General features: G+C 49.3%; 23 protein-coding genes. 10 read left to right on the top strand and 13 right to left on the bottom strand.

Annotation, left to right across the window (positions count from 1 at the left end):
* On the top strand, nucleotides 1–963 hold the full coding sequence (gene rfaC / locus IB222_RS00515; protein ID WP_149384371.1) for a lipopolysaccharide heptosyltransferase RfaC: 963 nt from the start codon (nucleotides 1–3) through the stop codon (nucleotides 961–963).
* 63 nt (nucleotides 964–1,026) lie between these two features.
* Here the strand turns inward: rfaC and IB222_RS00510 are convergent, their stop codons facing one another.
* From IB222_RS00510 to rfaQ, 6 genes are all read right to left on the bottom strand, one after another.
* Complete coding sequence (locus IB222_RS00510; RefSeq protein ID WP_003827305.1) at nucleotides 1,027–2,130, bottom strand: glycosyltransferase family 9 protein; 1,104 nt, start codon at nucleotides 2,128–2,130, stop codon at nucleotides 1,027–1,029.
* 71 nt (nucleotides 2,131–2,201) lie between these two features.
* Entirely contained in the window at nucleotides 2,202–3,239 is a 1,038-nt protein-coding gene (locus tag IB222_RS00505) for a glycosyltransferase family 9 protein (protein WP_003827303.1), read from the bottom strand.
* Nucleotides 3,236–4,621 carry an O-antigen ligase family protein gene (locus tag IB222_RS00500; protein ID WP_148361321.1) on the bottom strand — a complete coding sequence of 462 codons (1,386 nt, stop codon included), beginning with the start codon at nucleotides 4,619–4,621 and terminating at the stop codon, nucleotides 3,236–3,238. The genes IB222_RS00505 and IB222_RS00500 overlap by 4 nt, the downstream gene beginning before the upstream one ends.
* A 121-nt stretch (nucleotides 4,622–4,742) precedes the next feature.
* On the bottom strand, nucleotides 4,743–5,543 hold the full coding sequence (gene rfaP, locus IB222_RS00495; RefSeq protein ID WP_148361320.1) for a lipopolysaccharide core heptose(I) kinase RfaP: 801 nt from the start codon (nucleotides 5,541–5,543) through the stop codon (nucleotides 4,743–4,745).
* Nucleotides 5,536–6,660, bottom strand: a complete 1,125-nt coding sequence (locus IB222_RS00490) for a glycosyltransferase family 4 protein (RefSeq protein WP_126317225.1) — start codon at nucleotides 6,658–6,660, stop codon at nucleotides 5,536–5,538. Before IB222_RS00490 ends, rfaP begins: the two co-directional genes overlap by 8 nt.
* Nucleotides 6,657–7,724 carry a lipopolysaccharide core heptosyltransferase RfaQ gene (rfaQ, locus tag IB222_RS00485; RefSeq protein WP_149280794.1) on the bottom strand — a complete coding sequence of 356 codons (1,068 nt, stop codon included), beginning with the start codon at nucleotides 7,722–7,724 and terminating at the stop codon, nucleotides 6,657–6,659. Before rfaQ ends, IB222_RS00490 begins: the two co-directional genes overlap by 4 nt.
* 408 nt (nucleotides 7,725–8,132) lie before the next feature.
* Between rfaQ and waaA the strand changes: the two genes are divergently transcribed.
* Together waaA and coaD are read left to right on the top strand one after the other, a co-directional pair.
* Complete coding sequence (gene waaA / locus IB222_RS00480; RefSeq protein WP_003827291.1) at nucleotides 8,133–9,410, top strand: lipid IV(A) 3-deoxy-D-manno-octulosonic acid transferase; 1,278 nt, start codon at nucleotides 8,133–8,135, stop codon at nucleotides 9,408–9,410.
* Nucleotides 9,411–9,418: 8 nt separating this feature from the next.
* The gene (gene coaD / locus IB222_RS00475) at nucleotides 9,419–9,898 is read left to right on the top strand and encodes a pantetheine-phosphate adenylyltransferase (protein ID WP_003024099.1); all 480 of its coding nucleotides are present in this window, start codon (nucleotides 9,419–9,421) and stop codon (nucleotides 9,896–9,898) included.
* A 38-nt stretch (nucleotides 9,899–9,936) separates the two neighbouring features.
* Here the strand turns inward: coaD and mutM are convergent, their stop codons facing one another.
* The 4 genes from mutM to radC all read right to left on the bottom strand — a co-directional run bounded on the left by mutM (nucleotide 9,937) and on the right by radC (nucleotide 12,211).
* Nucleotides 9,937–10,746: a bifunctional DNA-formamidopyrimidine glycosylase/DNA-(apurinic or apyrimidinic site) lyase gene (gene mutM, locus IB222_RS00470; RefSeq protein ID WP_003827288.1), complete on the bottom strand. Its 810-nt coding sequence runs from the start codon at nucleotides 10,744–10,746 to the stop codon at nucleotides 9,937–9,939.
* Between the two features lie 98 nt (nucleotides 10,747–10,844).
* On the bottom strand, nucleotides 10,845–11,012 hold the full coding sequence (rpmG, locus tag IB222_RS00465) for a 50S ribosomal protein L33 (RefSeq protein ID WP_003024094.1): 168 nt from the start codon (nucleotides 11,010–11,012) through the stop codon (nucleotides 10,845–10,847).
* A 20-nt stretch (nucleotides 11,013–11,032) separates the two neighbouring features.
* A complete protein-coding gene (rpmB, locus tag IB222_RS00460) occupies nucleotides 11,033–11,269 on the bottom strand; it encodes a 50S ribosomal protein L28 (RefSeq protein WP_003024071.1) in 237 nt (78 codons plus the stop codon).
* Between the two features lie 276 nt (nucleotides 11,270–11,545).
* Nucleotides 11,546–12,211 (bottom strand): DNA repair protein RadC, encoded by a 666-nt coding sequence (radC, locus tag IB222_RS00455; protein ID WP_063941160.1) that lies wholly within the window; start codon nucleotides 12,209–12,211, stop codon nucleotides 11,546–11,548.
* Nucleotides 12,212–12,382: 171 nt separating this feature from the next.
* On the opposite strand from radC, the gene coaBC reads away from it, so the two are divergent.
* From coaBC to slmA, 3 genes are all read left to right on the top strand, one after another.
* Entirely contained in the window at nucleotides 12,383–13,603 is a 1,221-nt protein-coding gene (gene coaBC, locus IB222_RS00450) for a bifunctional phosphopantothenoylcysteine decarboxylase/phosphopantothenate--cysteine ligase CoaBC (RefSeq protein WP_148362649.1), read from the top strand.
* Nucleotides 13,581–14,039: a dUTP diphosphatase gene (gene dut / locus IB222_RS00445; RefSeq protein WP_003827259.1), complete on the top strand. Its 459-nt coding sequence runs from the start codon at nucleotides 13,581–13,583 to the stop codon at nucleotides 14,037–14,039. The genes coaBC and dut overlap by 23 nt, the downstream gene beginning before the upstream one ends.
* Nucleotides 14,040–14,155: 116 nt before the next feature.
* Entirely contained in the window at nucleotides 14,156–14,752 is a 597-nt protein-coding gene (gene slmA, locus IB222_RS00440) for a nucleoid occlusion factor SlmA (protein ID WP_003827257.1), read from the top strand.
* Between the two features lie 66 nt (nucleotides 14,753–14,818).
* Here the strand turns inward: slmA and pyrE are convergent, their stop codons facing one another.
* Together pyrE and rph are read right to left on the bottom strand one after the other, a co-directional pair.
* Entirely contained in the window at nucleotides 14,819–15,460 is a 642-nt protein-coding gene (gene pyrE / locus IB222_RS00435; protein WP_003837602.1) for an orotate phosphoribosyltransferase, read from the bottom strand.
* Between the two features lie 65 nt (nucleotides 15,461–15,525).
* Nucleotides 15,526–16,242, bottom strand: coding sequence for a ribonuclease PH (gene rph / locus IB222_RS00430; RefSeq protein WP_003024054.1), 717 nt, complete (start codon nucleotides 16,240–16,242; stop codon nucleotides 15,526–15,528).
* A 125-nt stretch (nucleotides 16,243–16,367) separates the two neighbouring features.
* Between rph and IB222_RS00425 the strand changes: the two genes are divergently transcribed.
* The gene (locus IB222_RS00425) at nucleotides 16,368–17,231 is read left to right on the top strand and encodes a YicC/YloC family endoribonuclease (protein ID WP_003024052.1); all 864 of its coding nucleotides are present in this window, start codon (nucleotides 16,368–16,370) and stop codon (nucleotides 17,229–17,231) included.
* Nucleotides 17,232–17,490: 259 nt separating this feature from the next.
* Entirely contained in the window at nucleotides 17,491–18,108 is a 618-nt protein-coding gene (locus IB222_RS00420) for a trimeric intracellular cation channel family protein (protein ID WP_003024049.1), read from the top strand.
* On the opposite strand, the gene ligB is transcribed toward IB222_RS00420, so the two are convergent.
* Nucleotides 18,105–19,784: an NAD-dependent DNA ligase LigB gene (ligB, locus tag IB222_RS00415; RefSeq protein WP_148361317.1), complete on the bottom strand. Its 1,680-nt coding sequence runs from the start codon at nucleotides 19,782–19,784 to the stop codon at nucleotides 18,105–18,107. The genes IB222_RS00420 and ligB overlap by 4 nt on opposite strands.
* A 261-nt stretch (nucleotides 19,785–20,045) precedes the next feature.
* Between ligB and gmk the strand changes: the two genes are divergently transcribed.
* Complete coding sequence (gmk, locus tag IB222_RS00410) at nucleotides 20,046–20,669, top strand: guanylate kinase (RefSeq protein WP_003024042.1); 624 nt, start codon at nucleotides 20,046–20,048, stop codon at nucleotides 20,667–20,669.
* A gap of 54 nt (nucleotides 20,670–20,723) precedes the next feature.
* Nucleotides 20,724–20,999, top strand: coding sequence for a DNA-directed RNA polymerase subunit omega (rpoZ, locus tag IB222_RS00405; protein ID WP_000135058.1), 276 nt, complete (start codon nucleotides 20,724–20,726; stop codon nucleotides 20,997–20,999).
* Nucleotides 21,000–21,011: the final 12 nt, after the last annotated feature.

The following is a 21,011-nucleotide window of genomic DNA, read 5'->3' as shown; positions in this document are numbered from 1 at the left end:
ATGCGGGTTCTGATCGTTAAAACGTCGTCTATGGGCGATGTACTGCATACGTTGCCCGCATTAACCGATGCTCAGCAGGCTATTCCGGGTATTCAATTTGATTGGGTGGTGGAAGAAGGGTTCGCTCAAATCCCCTCCTGGCATTCAGCCGTTGACCGGGTTATTCCAGTGGCGATCCGTCGCTGGCGTAAAGCCTGGTTTTCAGCGCCGATTAAAGCCGAACGTAAAGCGTTTCGTGATGCGGTGCGTTTACAGCAGTATGACGCGATAATCGATGCTCAGGGTTTGGTTAAAAGCGCGGCGTTGGTGACACGTCTGGCACGTGGCGTCAAGCATGGTATGGACTGGAGCACAGCCCGCGAACCGCTGGCAAGTCTGTTTTATAATCGCAAACATCACATAGCCAAACAGCAGCACGCGGTAGAACGTACGCGTGAATTGTTCGCCAAAAGCTTGGGATATGTTAAACCGCAGTCGCAGGGTGATTACGCGATTGCGCAGCATTTTGTAAAACAGCAAACGTCCAATTCGCAGCCCTACGCTGTATTTTTACATGCGACCACGCGAGATGATAAACATTGGACAGAAGCACACTGGCGGGACCTTATTACGCTGATACCGAAGACAGGGATTCGCATTAAACTTCCCTGGGGAGCAGCGCATGAAGAGGAAAGAGCAAGAAGAATTGCGAAAGGATTTGATAATGTCGATGTATTGCCAAGGATGAGTCTTGAGGAAATTGCGCGTATCCTCGCCGGTGCTGAATTTGTAGTTTCGGTTGATACAGGCCTTAGTCATCTGACCGCCGCGCTCAATCGCCCAAACGTTACGCTGTATGGTCCCACCGACCCAGGGCTCATTGGTGGCTACGGTAAGAATCAGTTAACGTGCATTGCTCCGGAAGGAAAACTGTCGTTACTCACCGCTCAGCAAGTACTAACACACCTACCGTCCGACGTATAACCCCCCGACTCGGGACGGGGGCTCTGCACGCTTATCAGAACATGCAGAGCATCGGTAAGCTTACTACAGGAATGGTTTTACATGCGCCATGATCTCTTCGCAACTCACCTTCTCTAGCGCTGAACGATACTTAATTTCATCCAGCGTCGTATAGGCTTTGTAAACCACCTTGTGCAATTGAGGGTCCTGATAGGGGCCATAAAGATAAGGTGAGGTGATCACATACATACTCACCGTCGGTACCCGCATTGCCACGGCAAGGTGCATAGGTCCTGTATCAGATGTTACCAGCAGGTCCATATTCTTCACTTCCTGAATAAGCCCTTTAAGCGTCGTTTTACCGATAAGTGGCTTCACGCGGTCATGAAAGCGGCTATCCAGCTTTTGCAAAAATTCGTCCTGCAGAGGCACTTCATTCGGCGCGCCAATCAGGACGACACGCACATCATCATGGGCAAAAAGTTGGTTTGCGAAAGTGACAAATCGCTCAACAGGCCAGCATTTCTTAAAGGATGATGCTCCCATTTGAAAACCAATCCAGCGCAGCTTTGAATCTTCCTCGCTCACCGTACGTTCGACAGGAAACGGCAGGTGCATACTGTTGTCTGGCTTTTCATTCAGCAACGGCATGATAAGCTCCAGCTTTCGCTGAATAGTATGCCCAACGAATTTACTAATTCTGTTGGTTGCCCATTTACTTACGAGTGGGATGTCCTGCTTATCGTTATCCACAAAGACATACTTTGTGCCAGCAATAATGGCGCTAAGGAAATCGTAAGGTGTATGTGAGTGAAGAATTACCGTCAGGTCTGGCGTTCCACGTTTCTTGATCTCTTTAACCAATGCCGGGAGGGTAGTGAGTTTATTATCCCATGAGATAAGATCGTCCCAGTCACTCCCCCCTTTGAGGAAGTCATACATCTTTTTGTGGCAAATCAGGGTGATTGTCGCAGAAGGATATGTCTGGCGGAGCGCATGAATTGCTGGAGAGTTCATCATGAAATCACCCAGCGCCGTTGAAGAATAAATCAGGATATTCTTCAGCTGATTTTTATCCTGATTTTCAAATTCTTGCTGACTAAAAGAAAAATCTTTCTTACGGGTGTATATCATTAAAAAAAGATTAACCAGTAATAGCTGAATTTTTTTTCTCAATGCTCTAATCATTAAATAAAACCTATTTAATCTATCGCCAGATAGAGATCAATATATCAACTTATCTATAGCAATAAGTAAACTTATGCTTCATCCATTGCCGTATTTTTACGCACTTGCTCCTGCAGACTTACAAACCGCGTAAATACATCATCGACGCTAATATTGCGAGCATCATAATCTTTTCCTTGCAGCATTTCGTACGGCACACCCCATGGCGTCCATAGCCATGCAGCCTTGTTGCCGAACAGCGCCACCACTGGTTTACGCACCCCAGCAGCAATATGCAAGGCACCGCCGTCGCTGGTCACAATCTGATCGCATAGTGACATACCGGCCATCAGCTCACGAACGCTATTCGTTCTTACTGGAATAATCGGCAGATCGGCACATTGCGCGCTGATAAAATCAGCCTTATCATCATCACCGGGATGTAATTTATTATCTGATTTTCCTGGAGACCAGAATAACATAATATGGCACGCCTGTATGGCTGCAAGTTTATGAGCAAGCTCAACAAACTTTTCTTTTTGCCATTGTTGTTCTTCTCTTCGGGAACTTATCTGCAACCCATAAACAGGTAAATTATCCTGTGGAAATTCTATCTTTGCTTTTATATCAGCCAGTTCTTGTGGTGTGACATACAGCTCCAGCGGACCTGGTTTAGAAGTACAGCCTAGCGGTCCCGTTAATCTATTCAATAAATTGACCAGATGAAGCTGCTCCTGAGTTTCAGGAATAGCATCGGTGACAATATCCGGGCAGTCATTACCAATAGCGATAATTCTTTTAGCACCCGCTAATTTTGCCCACTGTAAAGGTCGTTTATCCCAATGCTCTTTGGCAATAATCGCGACATCATATTTAGCACGACGCAGATCGATAATCGTCTTCAGGCGCTGAAACAATACCTTAAGGCTAGATGTGCCTTTAGAACGGTGGTGCAGCTTGCTGTATAAGAAAACTTTACCTACATGAGGATTATTTTCGATAATCGATTGATTGTAGGTGTTAACCAACAAATCAACTTTGCAATTCATGTCTTTTGCAATAGTCGAGATCAGCGGCGTTGTCAGTATCAAGTCGCCAATGTTATCTCTACGAATAATTAAAACTTTCATTTTTTAGCCCGTGATATTTTATTACTCGTAAAGATCAGACCCAGCATTAAACCTGATAACGCAAGGTTTTGCTCAAGGTAGTGATCGCGCATCATGTTATCTACACCACTACGGAACAAGAAGCTCACCGTGAAAAGAGACAAGTACAGACCCGGAATTATTAAATCACGAGAGAATGCACGCCAGCCAATAAGGATCATCAACATGACGAATGCCAGCCAGTTGATAAGCCCAAGGACACCGTTCTGAAGCGCGACATCAATCAACCCGTAATGGCTGTTAGATTGCTGAATAATAGGGTCGTGATATTTTTCCTGCAGAAGCACTAAGAATGCATCTTTTCGCGGACCCGCACCAAACGGATATTCAGCGATCAGTTCGTTCCCCTGACGGAAAAACGATGCCCGGCAACTATTCGAGTCATCCATTATGCGGCCAGTGCTGTCCTGCATCAACGGGCCATCAAAACCGTTATAGCAACGACTGTGCATACCCAGATCCCAGCCAGCAACCATATCCATGCTTAGGCTTTTCCAGCGGGAGTCCTGATGCCAGGAAGTATAGCCTATAATGCCTACTACTATCGTAACGACCAGTGCAGCCAGACAGAGCTTCGGCAAGTTCTTTCGGCTAATCGCTTTTAAGGCAATAAATACGCAGATAGAAATCGTACTGCCAATCAGACCAATAGTGCCCCAGCGGGTCTTCGCTAATGCTGAACAGATGAAGCACAGCAAAATAAAGGCAGCCATCAATTTGTTGCTGAAAATAAGATACTTACGGCCCAGGAACAGTCGACAGGCAAGTTCTGCCAGTAAAATTCCCGTAACCATGTTTATCTGAAAGCTCATCTCGGTGCGAGTTGGTACAATCCACGTCTCACCCCAGAGTATCGTTCCCGTCTTGATATAAAAATAGATATTCTGCAGCAGGTGAATAAATATCACCCCTAGCGAACACAGAACAACTAAAGACAATACCTTATTGGCCGTTATATATTTAAAATGATACTTACAGATTGGATACAAAAAGAGTCCAACAAAGAATAATAGCCCCGCACGCAGGTACTGTCCCTGCCAACCGCGCAACATTTTCCCCACATCAATTGCAACAAATAACCCATTGACCAGTGTAAATACGAGAAAAATAAGAATTAAAGCGACAGCATATTTCGCCAGTCGACTAAGCTCAATAGATACATATTTTTTACGGACGTAAAAGTATAGCACTAATGCCGTACTTAAGTATATAAAGAGATTTCTATTAGTTGGTAAAATTGAGTTCTGGATAGGCCAGATAAAACATAGAACACAAAATGAAATTAACAACAAATAAACTGCAATACCTTTACATGAGGCTTGCGTTTGTGTATTTGAATTCATATAAACCCTATTAAAACAAAACCTGACACATATTTATAAATAAAAAATGCAAGAAGAGACATAGTATGAATTCATTCCATGAAATACAAATTCCATTTACAACATATTTTTACAGTTAAAATCACAATGATTTGCGAATTGTTCTTTCGCGAATGGCTCTGGCTTTTCCTTCAACCTGTTCAATGAACACACCCTCATTCTTAATAATATCTTTCAGGTTACGGTTGAAATATACTTTTAAAAATCTATAATAATCTCGAGTCGTCAATCCAATATTATCGGATGAAAAATAAAGTCCAGTAAGATCCTTATTACGCCAACGTAATGGCACTTTATTTCTAATTTGTGCCCGATGCAGGTCGATCACCGAAATTTTTAGACTATCTTCATTTTTATCATCAAATGGAAGATGAAGTAAGAAATGGCAAATATAACAATCACGATGGTTAACACCGCCAAGATGCATCGCGCGAACCATATCGGCTACACGTTGAATCAGCATTCTTTTTACGTGCGGATGCGGGGGTTCAACACTCCAATTCGCACAATAATCTTCCAGGCTAATAGTTGGCGTTAAATCTTCGGTAATGATAAAAGAGGTTTTCTTTACCGGATTCCAACCCGTTTCGCCAAATGCAACGCCATGCATCGTATCAACGCCTAAGGAGGCTAAACGGTGTATGGCATTCCACTCACGGTCGGCACCCAGTACCGGCATACGAAGTGACAGTAGATTTTTAATGACTTCTTTATAAGTGGTACCTCGGTGCCACTTCAAAAAATAGCTCTTATCAGCAACGCTAAAACGAAGTGTGCGACGGGTTTCTAGTTCCCGAAAGACCTCACCCTGAAGCTTTCTAACCTCGATGAATGGGTCTTTTCCCTTCCACAATGTGGCAAAGGGTTCATTTAACTCAACCATGCAATTCACCTGTAATAATATCCGCTACATGTTCTGGCAAACTATAAAGATCCTGCGTATCCGCATAATGCCGCGCATTTTTCGCCCACTTTTCACGAAGAGAACTATCCGCCAGGACCTTATGCAAATCGTCATCAAGCGCATGTTGCTCAAAAGGTTCACTCAATACAACACCGCATCCTGCCGCCGCTACGTGAGGTGCGTACCCGCAGACCTCCGTCACGAGCACAGGCAAACCCGCTGCGATAGCTTCAACCAGTACAATTCCCGCAGCTTCCTGCTTCGCCGGATGTAATAACACGTCCGCAGCCGCCATCAGATGTGCAACATCATCACGCCCAGCAAAGAAATGGACGTTCTCTTTCACACCCATTCTTTCTGCCTGCGCAGCGAATGCGCGAGGTTTATCCTGACCAACAACAAAGAGCTGGGTTTGACGACGGATACCCTCAGGCAGTGCGGCGACAGCGGCAATTGAGCGGCCGACTCCTTTTCGTGAAAAATCAGAACCAACCTGCAACAATAAGAAGTGATCCGGAGTGATGCCGATGGCTTCACGGTAGCGTTCACGGCTACCGGGGGCCTGGCTACTGTATTTTCTATCGGGATAGATGCCGGGCGGAAGAAGCTGAAAGCGCTCGTCTTCCGTATGGTAATACATTTTAAAATCAAGGATTTGTTTTGTAGTCAGCATCAGCAACTTTGTCTTCATCCCTGGTTTAAACACAGCTTGCTCAAAGGCTGCGTAGTGACGGTATCGCGCCGTTAAGCGATACAAGAACCCCTTTTCTTTCGCTACCTTCGCCGCATAACACACATCCGCTGCGTAGTAATAATCCAGCCCCGGCATTTTATTAAAACCCAGGACACGGTCTGCCGGGTACTGAGTTAAATGCTGCTGAACCCACGTCTGATACTGTTTATCTCTTCCATGGTTGGAATGTGCGGTAACCGGGACATCAACGCACTCAAATTCCGCCGGGCGCTCCCCTTGCCAGGCTCGTGTATAGACTCGGACATGATGCCCGCGCGCCGCGATCGTTTTAGCGATACGCATAAAGTCACGCTGTAGCCCACCATAGGGAAAATATTTGTACAGACAGAGGGCAACAATCATTGTGCATTCACCTCAATTTCTGGCGCGTCGCCATTGAGCACTTGCCAGGCGGCGTTAATAACATCCTCCGCAGGGATAACTGACGGATATTTATAACTGCGGTCCAGCTGCTCTCTTGGCGGTACTGGCTGATAGTTTCCAGCCCATAGCAGCGTGACATTTTCCGCCCATGGCCGCCATGCGATATGATCCGTCGCGCCAAACAAACAAATGATAGGGGTCTTCACCGCTGCGGAAATATGCATAGGCGCGGAGTCAACACCGATAAACAACGCCGCATGATCAATGAGAGCAGCCAATTCAGGAAACGTCGTTTTACCCGCAAGCGCGGTGACGGGAGATAATTTACATCCCTCAGCAATATCATGGATACATTCCTGGTCTTCCTTCCCAGGTCCAGAGGTCAGCACAACCGGATAACCTTGTTCCTGTAAGGCATCAATAACCTCACAAAATTTCTCGTTATCCCAACATTTAAAGATCTGACGTGCGGTTGGCTGAATAACCACATAGCGCTCACCCACGTTGAGCTGTTTTAGCTGTTCATGGATATTTTTCCAATGGGAAGGAGCGTAGTGCATGGACAGTTCATGCTTGAGTGTTTTAAGCCCAAGTGGATTCAGAATCGACAGGTTACGCTCGACGATATGGTCGCCAGTAATCGGCACAAGATGCGTAAAGCTCTTCTGCCAGAAAGGCTTCTGACGGTGCGGGAAATCAGGAGAAAGTTTTGTATCAGCGGACAAAAAGCGGACCAATAGTGCAACCAGCCACTGATCGGTCAAGTTGATTACTAAATCATATTGGTTTTGGCGTAATTTTTTTATTAATGAAATGAAATTAGCGATTTTCTTTTTTGTCGTGGCGTTTTTCTTACTGATTCCATATAGCGCATTAATTTCCGGATTTTCAGATAAAATCGGCTTTGTGTCTTCGTAAAGGAGCACATCGATTTTGGCATCAGGATAGTTACGTTTTAATGTACTGATGACGGGGGTTGTCAGCAGCATATCGCCATGAAAACGCATTTTAATGACCAGGATATTTCTGAATAACTTTTCCACAAGCGGCTCTTTTGTTGAGAGTGTCCGATACCGTTAAGCAAAAAAAAGCACGCTACCGCCCCAAGCTCAACAGTTGCCTGATTACTGATATCGCACTAAAATTTTGCGCGCTAGTGTACCACTTCTTTAGTGGCAATCCGATACGAATAAAAGTTAAGCACATTTTTCTTTTCGTCTTTCCAATCAATTCATTAGCGCAGATTAATGTCAACTTTAAAACCAATTTTGTTATCCTCTCTAGCCCCTGACTTTAATTTCAAAGAGTTACGCCAGAATGTAACTTAATGGTCTATCACACATCAGATTGACCACTTTAGCGTCTAATTGGTCCCTGAATGGCAAAAGTAATAGCAAAGCACCGGGTAAATACATAGAATCCACAGCACATCCATTAGCCAGCTAACGCCCATGCTTGAGTTGCTTTACACCACATTGCTCTACCTTATTCAGCCTTTGATCTGGATACGGCTTTGGGTGCGCGGACGTAAGGCTCCGGCCTACCGTAAACGCTGGGGCGAACGCTACGGCTTTTATCGCCGCCCGCTAAAACCCGGCGGCATCATGCTTCATTCGGTTTCTGTGGGCGAAACGCTGGCTGCAATCCCATTAGTCCGCGCTCTGCGCCACCGTTATCCCGACTTGCCGATCACGGTCACCACCATGACGCCAACCGGTTCCGAGCGGGTACAATCTGCTTTTGGCACTGACGTTCAGCATATTTATCTGCCTTACGATTTACCGGATGCCCTGAACCGTTTTCTGAATAAAGTTGACCCCAAACTGGTGTTAATTATGGAAACCGAGCTGTGGCCAAATCTGATCGCGGCACTCCATAAGCGCCACATTCCTCTGGTCATTGCCAACGCACGGCTTTCTGCTCGTTCAGCCGCTGGTTATGCGAAATTAGGTAAATTTGTTGGCAGACTACTGCGTCGAATTACGTTGATTGCCGCACAAAACGAAGAAGATGGCGCACGTTTTATTACGCTTGGCGCCAGAAGCAATCAAGTCACCGTTACTGGCAGCCTGAAGTTTGATATATCCGTCACACCGCAACTGGCCGCAAAAGCGGTGACATTACGTCGTCAATGGGCGCCTCACCGCCCGGTATGGATTGCAACCAGCACCCACGACGGCGAAGAAAGCATCATCATTGCCGCCCATCAGGCGTTATTAAATCAGTTCCCGAATCTTTTACTAATTCTGGTTCCCAGACATCCAGAACGGTTCCCGGATGCCATTAACCTCGTACGCCAGGCTGGGCTAAGCTATACCACGCGTTCTTCGGGTGAAGTTCCGTCCTCAGGCACTCAGGTTGTGATCGGCGATACCATGGGTGAGCTGATGTTGCTGTATGGCATTGCCGACCTTGCTTTTGTCGGTGGTTCGCTGGTTGAACGTGGTGGACACAATCCACTGGAGGCCGCGGCACATGCTATTCCGGTGCTGATGGGACCGCATACGTTTAATTTTAAAGATATTTGCGCCCGCCTCGAACAGGCAAGTGGGTTGATCACCGTCACCGACGCAACTACGCTGGTGAAAGAGGTATCTTCTTTACTGACCGATGCAGATTATCGTAATTTTTATGGCCGTCACGCAGTTGAAGTTCTGTATCAAAATCAGGGCGCGCTACAGCGTCTGCTGCAACTGCTGGAACCTTACCTGCCACCCAAAACGCATTGAGGCAAGTCATGCAAAAACGGGCGATTTATCCAGGAACCTTTGATCCTATTACTAACGGCCACCTTGATATCGTGACGCGTGCTACAAGCATGTTTGATCACGTAATTCTGGCGATTGCCGCAAGCCCCAGTAAAAAGCCGATGTTTACTCTGGAAGAGCGCGTTGAGCTGGCACAACAGGCAACGGCGCATCTTGGCAATGTGGAAGTGCTGGGATTCAGCGATCTGATGGCAAACTTTGCCCGTGATAATCAGGCGAACATTCTGATCCGTGGCCTGCGCGCGGTAGCCGATTTTGAATATGAAATGCAGCTAGCCCATATGAACCGCCACCTTATGCCGCAACTGGAAAGCGTTTTTCTGATGCCATCTAAAGAGTGGTCTTTTATCTCATCGTCACTGGTGAAAGAAGTTGCCCGCCACCAGGGTGACGTGACACACTTTTTGCCGGAAAACGTCCATCAGGCGTTAATGAGTAAACTGAAGTAATGCACCTGGCCGGATGCAGCATCCGGCCAGCAATGACACTATTTCTGACAGCGACGGCAATAGAACGTTGTACGCTGGGCGTGTTTTGTCGCAACAATCGGTGCGCCGCATGCACGACACGGTTCACCTTCTCTCCCATAGACCTGCAGCTCCTGGGCAAAATAGCCAGGCTTACCGTCACTTTGCAGAAAGTCCTTCAGCGTCGTCCCGCCCTGCTCGATAGAACGCAGCAACACCGCCTTGATAACGCGTACCAGCAATTCACACTCATCTTTCGACAGCGATGACGCAAGACGGTCAGGATGAATCCCAGCCGCAAATAGCGACTCGCTGGCGTAGATATTACCCACACCCACCACCAGCTTGTTATCCATCAACCAGGGTTTAATCGCCGTTTTCTTCTTTGCACATTTCTGCTGTAGATAATTGGCGTTGAAATCGTCGCTCAGCGGCTCAGGGCCAAGATGGGCGAGGACATTATGTCCATCCAGTTCTTTAGTCCACAGCCAGGCGCCAAAGCGACGGGGATCGGTATAACGCAGAACTTTGCCGTTGCTCATCACTAAGTCAACGTGGTCGTGCTTGTCTGCCGGAAGCTCTTCAGGAAGGATACGCAAGCTACCCGACATCCCCAGATGAATGATTATCCAGCCATCCGCCAGTTCTAGCAGCAGGTATTTCGCGCGCCGCTGTACGCTGAGGACAGGTTGATCACTCAGCCGATAGATTTCCTCAGATACTGGCCAACGCAAACGACCGTTACGCACCGTCGCGTGCATAATCGTTGCTCCCACCAGATGCGGCTCAATACCACGGCGGCTGGTTTCGACTTCAGGTAATTCAGGCATAGTATCTCCGGCGGTATGTCAGGTCTCATTAATATGGGGACGGCCAGAAAACAAAAAACCCCGCCGAGGCAGGGTTTTTCTTTACATCAAAACGAAAATTATTTGATTTTCGCTTCTTTGTATAAAACGTGCTGACGAACAACTGGATCGAACTTTTTCAGTTCCAGTTTTTCCGGCTTAGTACGTTTGTTCTTCGTAGTGGTATAGAAGTGACCAGTACCAGCAGAAGAAACCAGCTTGATTTTCTCACGAATACCTTTAGCCATGATTTATTTCCTCTTAGTACTTAGTACTTTTCGCCACGGGCACGCAGTTCAGACAGAACTGTTTCGATGCCTTTCTTATCAATAACACGCATACCTTTAGCAGATACACGCAGGGTGACAAAACGCTTCTCGCTCTCAACCCAAAAACGGTGAGAGTGCAGGTTAGGCAGGAAACGGCGTTTAGTCGCGTTCAGTGCGTGGGAACGGTTGTTACCGGTCACCGGACGCTTGCCAGTAACTTGGCAGACTCGGGACATGTCTATTCTCCAAAAATCAAATTAGCTCGAGCTTCGTATGGGGTATTGGCGCCTCGTCAGGCTTCTCAGCCCGGTTATCGCAGTTCAATACACTTAATCTTTCAATGTTGCCTCGTCATTGGACGCAACAAGAATGATTTTGCGTATTTGCGAACTCTCGATTGCCAGGCCCAAATGCCAAACCCGAGATTCTCAAAGGTGGCGTAGTATACGCTGAGTCAGCGATGTGCTCAAGTCCCGAACAGACAAAGATCCCGATGGATCGCGTAAAGTGCGTTAAATCCAACCGCGTTCCGCAAAAGAAACGTACTCTCCGCGCCCAATGACCAGATGATCAAGCACCCGGATATCCATGAACTGACAGCATTTCACAACACGCTCGGTGATGAGTTTATCTGCTTTACTCGGCTCTGCACACCCCGAAGGGTGATTATGCGCAAGGATCACCGCAGAAGCATTCATTTTTATCGCTTCCCGGACAATTTCTCTCGGATGTACCTCGACATGGCTAAGCGTACCGGAAAAAAGTTTGCTGTGTTTAATCACGCGATGTTGAGAATCCATAAAGATCACCAGAAAGATCTCGCGTTCCTCTTGCGAAAGCTGGCTTTGCAGAAATTCTCGCGCCATTTCCGGACTCAGTAGAGCACGCTCCTCTATCACTCGCACTTTGTAGTAGCGTCTTGCCAGCTCCGCAATCCCCTTCAACTGTGCGTACTTCGCGATACCGATTCCCTGAACATAGCTAAAATCCATGTAATCAGCAGACAACAGGCCATACAGCGACTCAAAATGTTGAAGCATCTCTTTCGCCAGCGTAAGCACATCTTTACCCTGCATGCCGGTACGTAAAAAAAGAGCCAAAAGCTCAACATCGGTCAGAGAACTGGCCCCCTGCGCCAACAGCTTTTCCCGGGGCATCATACTTCCTGTATTTTCCATGCTTCTCCCTCCTCTCGCGTCCGCATAGTGGCATAACACCGACGGTGAATCGACGTGCTGTTTTCACTTCTTCGTAGCGCCTCGCAAAGTGGAGTACGGTCAAAAGCACGACAAATTGCGGATTGTGATAAAATATCCGCCTTCTGGTGAAACCCAACAGGAAAGATCATGATGAGCCTGGCCGGTAAAAAAATCGTACTTGGCGTCAGTGGCGGTATTGCTGCGTACAAGACCCCTGAGCTGGTGCGTCGTTTACGGGAACGCGGCGCTGATGTCCGCGTGGCGATGACCGAAGCGGCAAAAGCATTTATTACTCCCCTGAGTTTACAGGCGGTTTCAGGTTATCCCGTTTCCGACAGCCTGCTTGACCCCGCAGCCGAAGCCGCGATGGGCCACATTGAGCTGGGGAAATGGGCCGATTTGGTCATCCTGGCACCCGCTACAGCAGACCTGATTGCTCGTGTCGCCGCAGGTATGGCCAACGACCTGGTGTCAACGATTTGTCTGGCAACGCCTGCTCCTGTTGCTGTACTGCCAGCCATGAACCAGCAGATGTACCGCGCTGCCGCGACCCAGCACAATCTGGGTATTCTTGCCTCACGCGGTTTACTCATTTGGGGTCCTGACAGCGGTAGTCAGGCATGTGGTGATATCGGCCCTGGGCGCATGCTGGATCCGTTAACGATTGTGGATATGGCGGCAGAACATTTTTCACCTGTCAACGATCTGCAACATCTCAACATCATGATTACGGCAGGTCCGACGCGTGAACCGCTTGATCCCGTGCGTTATATTTCCAACCACAGTTCCGGGAAGATGGGGTTTGCGATCGCGGCCGCTGCCGCAAAGCGCGGGGCAAACGTCACACTGGTATCGGGTCCGGTTTCGTTATCCACACCACCATTTGTTCAGCGGGTTGATGTGATGACCGCGCTGGAAATGGAAGCCGCTGTGCAATCTGCGGTGCAACAACAGCATATTTTTATCGGTTGCGCTGCAGTCGCTGATTATCGCGCTGAAACTGTCGCCCACGAAAAAATAAAAAAACAAGCGACGCAGGGTGATGAATTAACAGTAAAAATGGTCAAAAATCCGGACATTATCGCCGGTGTTGCCGCACTGGATGTTAACCGTCCTTTTGTCGTTGGGTTTGCCGCCGAAACAAATAATGTGGAAGAATATGCCCGGCAAAAACGCATCCGCAAAAACCTTGATGTGATCTGTGCGAACGACGTTTCGCTGTCAACTCAAGGATTTAACAGCGATAACAACGCATTACACCTTTTTTGGCAGGATGGAGACAAAGTCTTACCGCTTGAGCGTAAAGAACTCCTGGGCCAATTATTACTCGACGAGATCGTGACCCGTTATGATGAAAAAAATCGACGTTAAGATTCTGGACCCGCGCGTAGGGCAACAATTTCCGCTCCCGACGTACGCCACTTCTGGTTCTGCCGGACTTGACCTGCGTGCTTGTCTTGATGACGCCGTAGAGCTGGCGCCGGGCGCAACAACGCTGGTGCCAACCGGGTTAGCTATCCACATTGCCGATCCTTCTCTGGCAGCGGTAATGCTCCCGCGCTCCGGGCTGGGCCATAAGCACGGTATCGTGCTGGGCAATCTGGTTGGTTTGATTGATTCCGACTACCAGGGCCAACTGATGGTGTCCGTCTGGAACCGTGGTCAGGACAGCTTCACTATTGAGCCGGGCGAACGTATCGCGCAGATGGTATTTGTACCGGTCGTGCAGGCTGAATTTAATCTGGTGGAAGAGTTTGAAGCCACCGATCGTGGCGAAGGTGGCTTCGGCCATTCCGGGCGCAAGTAACCCGCAGAAAAGTATCCCATAGCGTAATAACGCAATAACACACCGCAAACATCAGTTTGCGGTCGCTGTGTGGATGCCTGCCTGGCAAGAGCTTATTTTCAGGGGTATTTTGTAACATGGTAGAAAAGCAAACTGCGAAAAGGAATCGTCGCGAAGAAATACTTCAGTCTCTGGCACTGATGCTTGAGTCCAGCGATGGTAGCCAACGCATCACCACAGCAAAGCTGGCAGCCTCAGTTGGCGTATCCGAAGCGGCATTGTATCGCCATTTCCCCAGCAAGACCCGTATGTTCGATAGCCTGATTGAGTTTATCGAAGATAGTTTGATTACGCGTATCAATCTGATTTTGAAAGATGAAAAGGACACCAACGCGCGTCTGCGCCTGATCGTTCTGCTGATTTTAGGGTTTGGTGAGCGTAATCCTGGCCTGACACGAATTCTGACCGGACACGCGTTGATGTTCGAGCAAGACCGTCTGCAAGGTCGCATTAACCAACTTTTTGAGCGCATTGAAGCGCAGTTGCGCCAGGTTCTGCGAGAAAAAAGAATGCGTGAAGGTGAAGGCTACACCGTGGATGAAACGCTGCTGGCCAGCCAGTTACTGGCTTTCTGCGAAGGTATGCTGTCCCGGTTTGTACGTAGCGAATTTAAATACCGCCCAACGGATGATTTTGACACCCGCTGGCCGTTGGTTGCCGCTCAATTGCAGTAGCGATTTCGTCTTGTCCGGCCTACGGGGTTACGTAGGCCGGATAAGCGCAGCGCCATCCGGCAGTTATTAAACGCCGTACGCTTCGCGATAGGCCCGTACTGCCACCAGATGTTCCGCCATCTCTGGTTTCTCTTCCAGATACGCAATCAGATCTTTCAGGGTAATGATAGAAATCACCTTGCAGCCATAATCACGTTCCACTTCCTGAATCGCGGAAATCTCGCCGCGACCGCGTTCCTGACGATCGAGAGAAATCAGTACCCCCGCCAGAGTGGCGCCATTCGCCTGGATAATTTCCATCGACTCACGAATCGCCGTACCTGCGGTGATAACATCATCCACCAGCATCACGCGTCCCTCTAGTGCGCTACCGACCAGATTCCCGCCTTCACCGTGGGTCTTCGCCTCTTTACGGTTAAAGCAGTACGGCAAATCTTTATCGTGGTGTTCCGCCAGCGCAACGGCCGTTGTGGTCGCAATCGGAATACCTTTGTAGGCAGGACCAAACAGCAAATCGAACTCGATACCGGAATCCACCAGCGCTTCGGCATAAAAACGGCCTAACAGTGCCAGGTCGCGCCCGGTATTAAACAGCCCGGCGTTGAAGAAATAGGGGCTTTTGCGCCCGGATTTCAGCGTAAATTCGCCAAACTTTAGTACCTGCTTGCTAAGCGCAAACTCAATAAACTGGCGCTGATACGGTTTCATGGATTCGCTCCTCATCTCACTTTATTACAGACAAAAAAAAGGCGACTCATCAGTCGCCTTTAAAATCAATTTTCTAACGCCGCCTTCTGCGTCGCTACAATGGATTCGATTCCCCCTCGAGCCAATGCCAGTAGGGTGAGAAGTTCTTCATGGCTGAACGGTTCGCCTTCCGCCGTGCCCTGAACCTCTATAATGCGACCGTCCTCAGTCATCACTACGTTCATGTCGGTTTCAGCAGCAGAGTCTTCAACGTACTCAAGGTCACAGAGTGCTTCACCGTTCACAATGCCCACGGAAACCGCGGCGACCATCCCTTTCATCGGGTTAGTTTTCAGCTTACCGCTCGCCACCAGCTTGTTCAGCGCATCAGCCAACGCAACGCATGCGCCGGTAATTGATGCGGTGCGCGTTCCGCCATCGGCCTGAATAACATCGCAGTCCAGCGTAATTGTGAATTCACCGAGCGTTTTCAGGTCAACGGCTGCGCGCAGCGCGCGGGCGATCAGACGCTGGATTTCCATGGTACGACCGCCCTGCTTACCTTTCGCCGCTTCACGGGCATTACGGGTGTGGGTGGCGCGTGGCAGCATGCCATATTCTGCGGTGATCCAGCCCTGGCCCTGACCTTTCAGAAAACGCGGTACGCCTTCATCAATAGAGGCGGTACACAGCACTTTGGTATCACCAAATTCGACCAGCACGGAGCCTTCAGCGTGTTTTGTATAATTACGGGTCAGGGTGACGGGACGCACCTGATTGGCACTACGACCTGCTGGACGCATGATAAAATCTCCGGCTTGAAACGAATGTGGCTGCGCATTATACGGACTTCCGACTGTTATTCCTATCCTGACAAGACGCGGATGGCTATAATCCTCCCATCTCATCTTTAAAAACAGGAACGTCTATGATCCGCAGCATGACAGCCTACGCCCGGCGTGAAATCAAGGGTGAATGGGGTAGCGCCACCTGGGAAATGCGCTCGGTAAACCAGCGTTATCTGGAAACTTATTTTCGCCTGCCGGAGCAGTTCCGTAGTCTCGAACCCGTTGTTCGCGAACGAATTCGCACACGTCTGACGCGCGGTAAAGTCGAATGTACGCTGCGTTTTGAGCCTGATGCCAGCGCGCAAGGCGAGCTGATTCTGAATGAAAAACTCGCTAAACAGCTCGTTAGCGCTGCTAACTGGGTCAAAATGCAGAGCGATGAAGGTGAAATCAACCCGGTTGATATCCTGCGCTGGCCAGGCGTAATGGCTGCCCAGGAGCAGGATCTGGACGCCATTGCCGCCGAAATCCTCGCCGCGCTTGATGGTACGCTGGATGACTTCATCGTTGCGCGTGAAACCGAAGGTCAGGCGCTGAAAGCGCTGATCGAGCAGCGTCTGGAAGGCGTCAGTGCTGAAGTCACAAAAGTGCGTGCTCATATGCCGGAAATCCTGCAATGGCAGCGCGAGCGTCTGGTAGCCAAACTGGAAGATGCCCAAGTGCAGTTGGAGAATAACCGCCTTGAGCAAGAACTGGTGCTGATGGCGCAGCGTATCGATGTGGCAGAAGAATTAGATCGTCTGGAAGCCCACGTCAAAGAAACCTACAACATTCTGAAGAAAAAAGAGGCCGTTGGCCGTCGTCTGGACTTCATGATGCAGGAATTCAACCGTGAGTCGAACACTCTGGCATCCAAGTCTATCAATGCCGAGGTGACGAATTCCGCGATTGAACTGAAGGTACTGATCGAGCAAATGCGCGAGCAGATTCAGAACATCGAATAAGTAGTCATTCAACGTAGCCCGCCAATAAATGGCGAGGCTACGTGTTTTTCCCGCCGCTTTAGTACTCTCCCCATTCATCCCGAATTATATTTTCTCATCATTCATTATCACTACCCATAACACAAAGCGCATATCACCACGTATTTTCAGCACAGTCGCATTAGCTGTAGTTATTAAAATCACTTCACCTTAGAAAATCTCAATCGTGACAATGCGCACAAATCGCTAACCTTAGCCCCCAGCAAATCAGGGGGAATACATGCTGTTACACGTTTTATATTTAATTGGTATTACTGCCGAAGCCATGACCGGTGCGCTTGCAGCTGGGCGTCGTCGTATGGATACATTTGGCGTCATTATCATTGCCACCGCGACGGCCATTGGCGGCGGATCGGTACGCGACATTCTTCTCGGCCACTATCCGCTTGGCTGGGTAAAGCACCCTGAATACGTCATTATCGTGGCGACCGCTGCGGTACTCACCACCATTATTGCTCCCGTCATGCCCTATCTGCGCAAAATATTCCTCGTACTGGATGCGCTGGGCCTGGTGGTCTTTTCTATTATCGGTGCTCAGGTGGCACTGGATATGGGCCATGGACCGATTATCGCCGTGGTCGCTGCGGTCACCACCGGCGTCTTCGGTGGCGTATTACGCGACATGTTCTGCAAACGCATCCCGTTAGTGTTCCAGAAAGAGCTGTATGCCGGAGTTTCATTCGCCGCTGCAGTGCTGTACATCGTGCTACAGCACTATGTCTCCAGTCATGATGTGGTGGTTATCTCTACCCTACTCTTCGGCTTTACCGCCCGATTACTGGCACTGCGCCTGAAGTTAGGTCTGCCGGTATTTTACTATCGCCATGAAGGCCATTAAGATATAAAGCCCGCTATCCGCTGAGCAGCCAACCAGTTGCTCAGCGCTGTGACCTCCCGATCCTCCAGCCACTGAATAACCTGCCGTGCCCGCCGTTCTCCCATGAAAGGGAGCTGCCGCCAGCTTTGTTCACTGCGCGCCTGTAACTGCTGCCACGAACTATCCCGGCTGGCATTTAGCGTTGCCTGTGTTAACGGTATTCCCATAGCAATCACCCAGCGCGTGAACGGGAGATCGCGCGACAGGTTGAACTGATGCCACAGCTTCTTCCCTTTGTTCACGCCGAAGGTGGACTGTAGCTGCGCCTGGGTTAATCCTAGCCAGGAAAAGATATGTTCAAAGCGATACGCCTGATGGAGCTTTCGCCATCCCGCCTCGCCGATCCCCTCCAGCCCCAGCACCTCTTTGCCACCCAGCCAGACCAGTCTGGCAACAAACTGTTCCTGGCACTCCGCTGTAGCATAAAAACAGGTTAATGAATTGAAGCGCCCCTCGGGGGGTATTGGCTTAGTACGCTGAGTGCTGCGCCAGACCACCTCGTCTATACGGGGTATCCCTTGTCCGGCCAGGCTCACCAGAATCTGATCGCCAGGCGCGATATCCCATTCATTCCAGCGTCGGACGGAGCCAATATTGACGCGCTGTACGCGTTTATCATCCAGCATGACGGGAGTCAGCAATGCAACCACCGCAATTTTCCCGCTTTTACCAACGGAGAACTGAATACCCGTTACCTCAGATACCCTCGTCACGGGAGGATGTTTCCACGCCGCCAGCCAGTCACCCTGTCCGGGTAGCCAATACTGTGCCCGTGGTTCTTTTGCCGTTCGCACCACGACACCATCCGTCACAAAAGGTAATGCTGAACTCCACCACCTGATGCGCGACTTTTCGACGTCATCCGCATTCTTCACGGCCTGAGTATAGCGTTGCGTGTAACTGAACCCGGCAGCCGTGAGCTGCTCCAGTCTTTCAGACATGACCGCCGGACCATCAGGCCAGGCCCAGATAAAAATTGCCAGCGAGCGTAACATTTCCGGATTGCCCTGGCGCATCATCAATCCAGCAACCTTCGAGCGGGCATTCATTCCCCCGCTCTGCTTCTGAATATGCCCCTCTTGCTGCAAAAATATCTCACCCTGCAACGTACTGTTAGCGAGTTTCCCCCTGGTGGAATGTGGTACGGAAGGGATCTGCAGAACCTTTTGCGTCCAGTCTTCGCCTTGCAGGCCATTACCACGGCTAATCGCCCGTACCAGATTGCCATTGCGATAGACTAACGTCACCGCCACGCCATCCACCTTCGGTTGCACCCAGAGATTGCTGCGAGCGTGCATCCATTGCTGTAGCGCTTTCTTATCAGCAAGTTTTCGAACGCCCGTATGGGGAACAGGATGCGAGACGGTGCCACTTATTGGGGGCGCAGAAAGATCTGATGGGGCTTCATCGCCAAAACAGCGCTGCCATTGAATTAGTTGCGCATTGAGCTGGTCATAAACGCCGTCGTCTACGGCACTTTCCCCTTGTTTCCAGTAACTGTCATTCCACTGTGTAATCTGCTGCTGTAGTCGTGAAATTTCCTCGTTTGCCCTGGCAGGCGACCAGACGGGGCATACCGCCCATGCGGGTAGATACCCCATTAGCAAAACCAGCCCTATGCATTTCCATAATCCCATGCTATCTCCGCTGAACGATACGTTTCCCGGCAGGTATAGCGCGAAGTGAAATAGAAACAGAGCGGCAAAAATTCATCCTGCGAACAGCTTTCCGGACATTTGCATGTATTGCTGCAAATCATCGATAAAACAGGAAACTGGTACGCAAAACGCAATAAACATGCGCAAAAAGTGTGACAAGGGCTACGTCACATAGCGGCTACGTGTATAATAAGCCCGTATGTAGGCTCTCTTTCGACAATCACATACATTAAGATACTCATGGCTCAAGGCACGCTTTATATTGTTTCTGCCCCCAGTGGCGCGGGTAAATCCAGCCTGATTCAGGCTTTATTAAAGACCCAACCGTTGTATGACACCCAGGTTTCTGTTTCGCACACCACGCGCGCACCGCGCCCGGGGGAAGTGCACGGTGAACACTATTTCTTTGTGAACCATGATGAATTCAGAACAATGATTGGCAGAGACGCGTTCCTGGAACACGCGGAGGTTTTCGGTAATTACTACGGCACCTCGCGTGAAACCATTGAGCAAGTATTAGCATCCGGCGTAGACGTCTTTTTAGATATCGACTGGCAAGGTGCACAGCAAATTCGTGAAAAAATGCCGCATGCGCGCAGTATTTTTATTTTGCCACCGTCTAAGATTGAGCTGGACCGCCGCCTGCGTGGCCGCGGTCAGGATAGCGAAGACGTGATCGCGAAACGTATGGCGCAAGCTGTTGCAGAAATGAGCCATTACGCCGAATATGATTATCTTATTGTGAATGATGATTTCGACACCGCCCTGGGCGATTTGAAAACCATCATTCGCGCCGAACGTCTGCGCATGAGCCGCCAAAAGCAGCGTCATGACGCTTTAATCAGCAAACTGTTGGCAGACTGAACCCACATTCAGTATCATGCCCAGTCATTTCTTCACCTGTGGAGCATTTTAAGTATGGCACGCGTAACTGTTCAGGACGCTGTAGAGAAAATTGGTAACCGTTTTGACCTGGTACTGGTCGCCGCGCGTCGCGCTCGTCAGATGCAGGTAGGCGGAAAGGATCCGCTCGTACCGGAAGAAAACGATAAAACTACCGTTATCGCGCTGCGCGAAATCGAAGAAGGTCTGATCAACAACCAGATCCTCGACGTGCGTGAGCGCCAGGAACAGCAAGAGCAGGAAGCCGCTGAATTACAAGCCGTTACCGCTATTGCTGAAGGTCGTCGTTAATCACAAAGCGGG

This window comes from Citrobacter sp. C13, assembly GCF_014596815.2.
Taxonomy (GTDB): Bacteria; Pseudomonadota; Gammaproteobacteria; order Enterobacterales; family Enterobacteriaceae; genus Citrobacter; species Citrobacter portucalensis.
The sequence above is the reverse complement of the archived record's forward strand: the minus strand, read 5'-3'. Positions and strand labels throughout refer to the sequence as shown.

What these genes read in the sequence shown, in the direction of transcription:
- rfaC (WP_149384371.1), top strand. Translation starts at nt 1, where the DNA reads ATGCGGGTTCTGATCGTTAAAACGTCGTCTATGGGCGATGTACTGCAT.
- IB222_RS00510 (WP_003827305.1), bottom strand. Translation starts at nt 2,130, where the DNA reads ATGATTAGAGCATTGAGAAAAAAAATTCAGCTATTACTGGTTAATCTT.
- IB222_RS00505 (WP_003827303.1), bottom strand. Translation starts at nt 3,239, where the DNA reads ATGAAAGTTTTAATTATTCGTAGAGATAACATTGGCGACTTGATACTG.
- IB222_RS00500 (WP_148361321.1), bottom strand. Translation starts at nt 4,621, where the DNA reads ATGAATTCAAATACACAAACGCAAGCCTCATGTAAAGGTATTGCAGTT.
- rfaP (WP_148361320.1), bottom strand. Translation starts at nt 5,543, where the DNA reads ATGGTTGAGTTAAATGAACCCTTTGCCACATTGTGGAAGGGAAAAGAC.
- IB222_RS00490 (WP_126317225.1), bottom strand. Translation starts at nt 6,660, where the DNA reads ATGATTGTTGCCCTCTGTCTGTACAAATATTTTCCCTATGGTGGGCTA.
- waaA (WP_003827291.1), top strand. Translation starts at nt 8,133, where the DNA reads ATGCTTGAGTTGCTTTACACCACATTGCTCTACCTTATTCAGCCTTTG.
- coaD (WP_003024099.1), top strand. Translation starts at nt 9,419, where the DNA reads ATGCAAAAACGGGCGATTTATCCAGGAACCTTTGATCCTATTACTAAC.
- mutM (WP_003827288.1), bottom strand. Translation starts at nt 10,746, where the DNA reads ATGCCTGAATTACCTGAAGTCGAAACCAGCCGCCGTGGTATTGAGCCG.
- rpmG (WP_003024094.1), bottom strand. Translation starts at nt 11,012, where the DNA reads ATGGCTAAAGGTATTCGTGAGAAAATCAAGCTGGTTTCTTCTGCTGGT.
- rpmB (WP_003024071.1), bottom strand. Translation starts at nt 11,269, where the DNA reads ATGTCCCGAGTCTGCCAAGTTACTGGCAAGCGTCCGGTGACCGGTAAC.
- radC (WP_063941160.1), bottom strand. Translation starts at nt 12,211, where the DNA reads ATGGAAAATACAGGAAGTATGATGCCCCGGGAAAAGCTGTTGGCGCAG.
- coaBC (WP_148362649.1), top strand. Translation starts at nt 12,383, where the DNA reads ATGAGCCTGGCCGGTAAAAAAATCGTACTTGGCGTCAGTGGCGGTATT.
- dut (WP_003827259.1), top strand. Translation starts at nt 13,581, where the DNA reads ATGATGAAAAAAATCGACGTTAAGATTCTGGACCCGCGCGTAGGGCAA.
- slmA (WP_003827257.1), top strand. Translation starts at nt 14,156, where the DNA reads ATGGTAGAAAAGCAAACTGCGAAAAGGAATCGTCGCGAAGAAATACTT.
- pyrE (WP_003837602.1), bottom strand. Translation starts at nt 15,460, where the DNA reads ATGAAACCGTATCAGCGCCAGTTTATTGAGTTTGCGCTTAGCAAGCAG.
- rph (WP_003024054.1), bottom strand. Translation starts at nt 16,242, where the DNA reads ATGCGTCCAGCAGGTCGTAGTGCCAATCAGGTGCGTCCCGTCACCCTG.
- IB222_RS00425 (WP_003024052.1), top strand. Translation starts at nt 16,368, where the DNA reads ATGATCCGCAGCATGACAGCCTACGCCCGGCGTGAAATCAAGGGTGAA.
- IB222_RS00420 (WP_003024049.1), top strand. Translation starts at nt 17,491, where the DNA reads ATGCTGTTACACGTTTTATATTTAATTGGTATTACTGCCGAAGCCATG.
- ligB (WP_148361317.1), bottom strand. Translation starts at nt 19,784, where the DNA reads ATGGGATTATGGAAATGCATAGGGCTGGTTTTGCTAATGGGGTATCTA.
- gmk (WP_003024042.1), top strand. Translation starts at nt 20,046, where the DNA reads ATGGCTCAAGGCACGCTTTATATTGTTTCTGCCCCCAGTGGCGCGGGT.
- rpoZ (WP_000135058.1), top strand. Translation starts at nt 20,724, where the DNA reads ATGGCACGCGTAACTGTTCAGGACGCTGTAGAGAAAATTGGTAACCGT.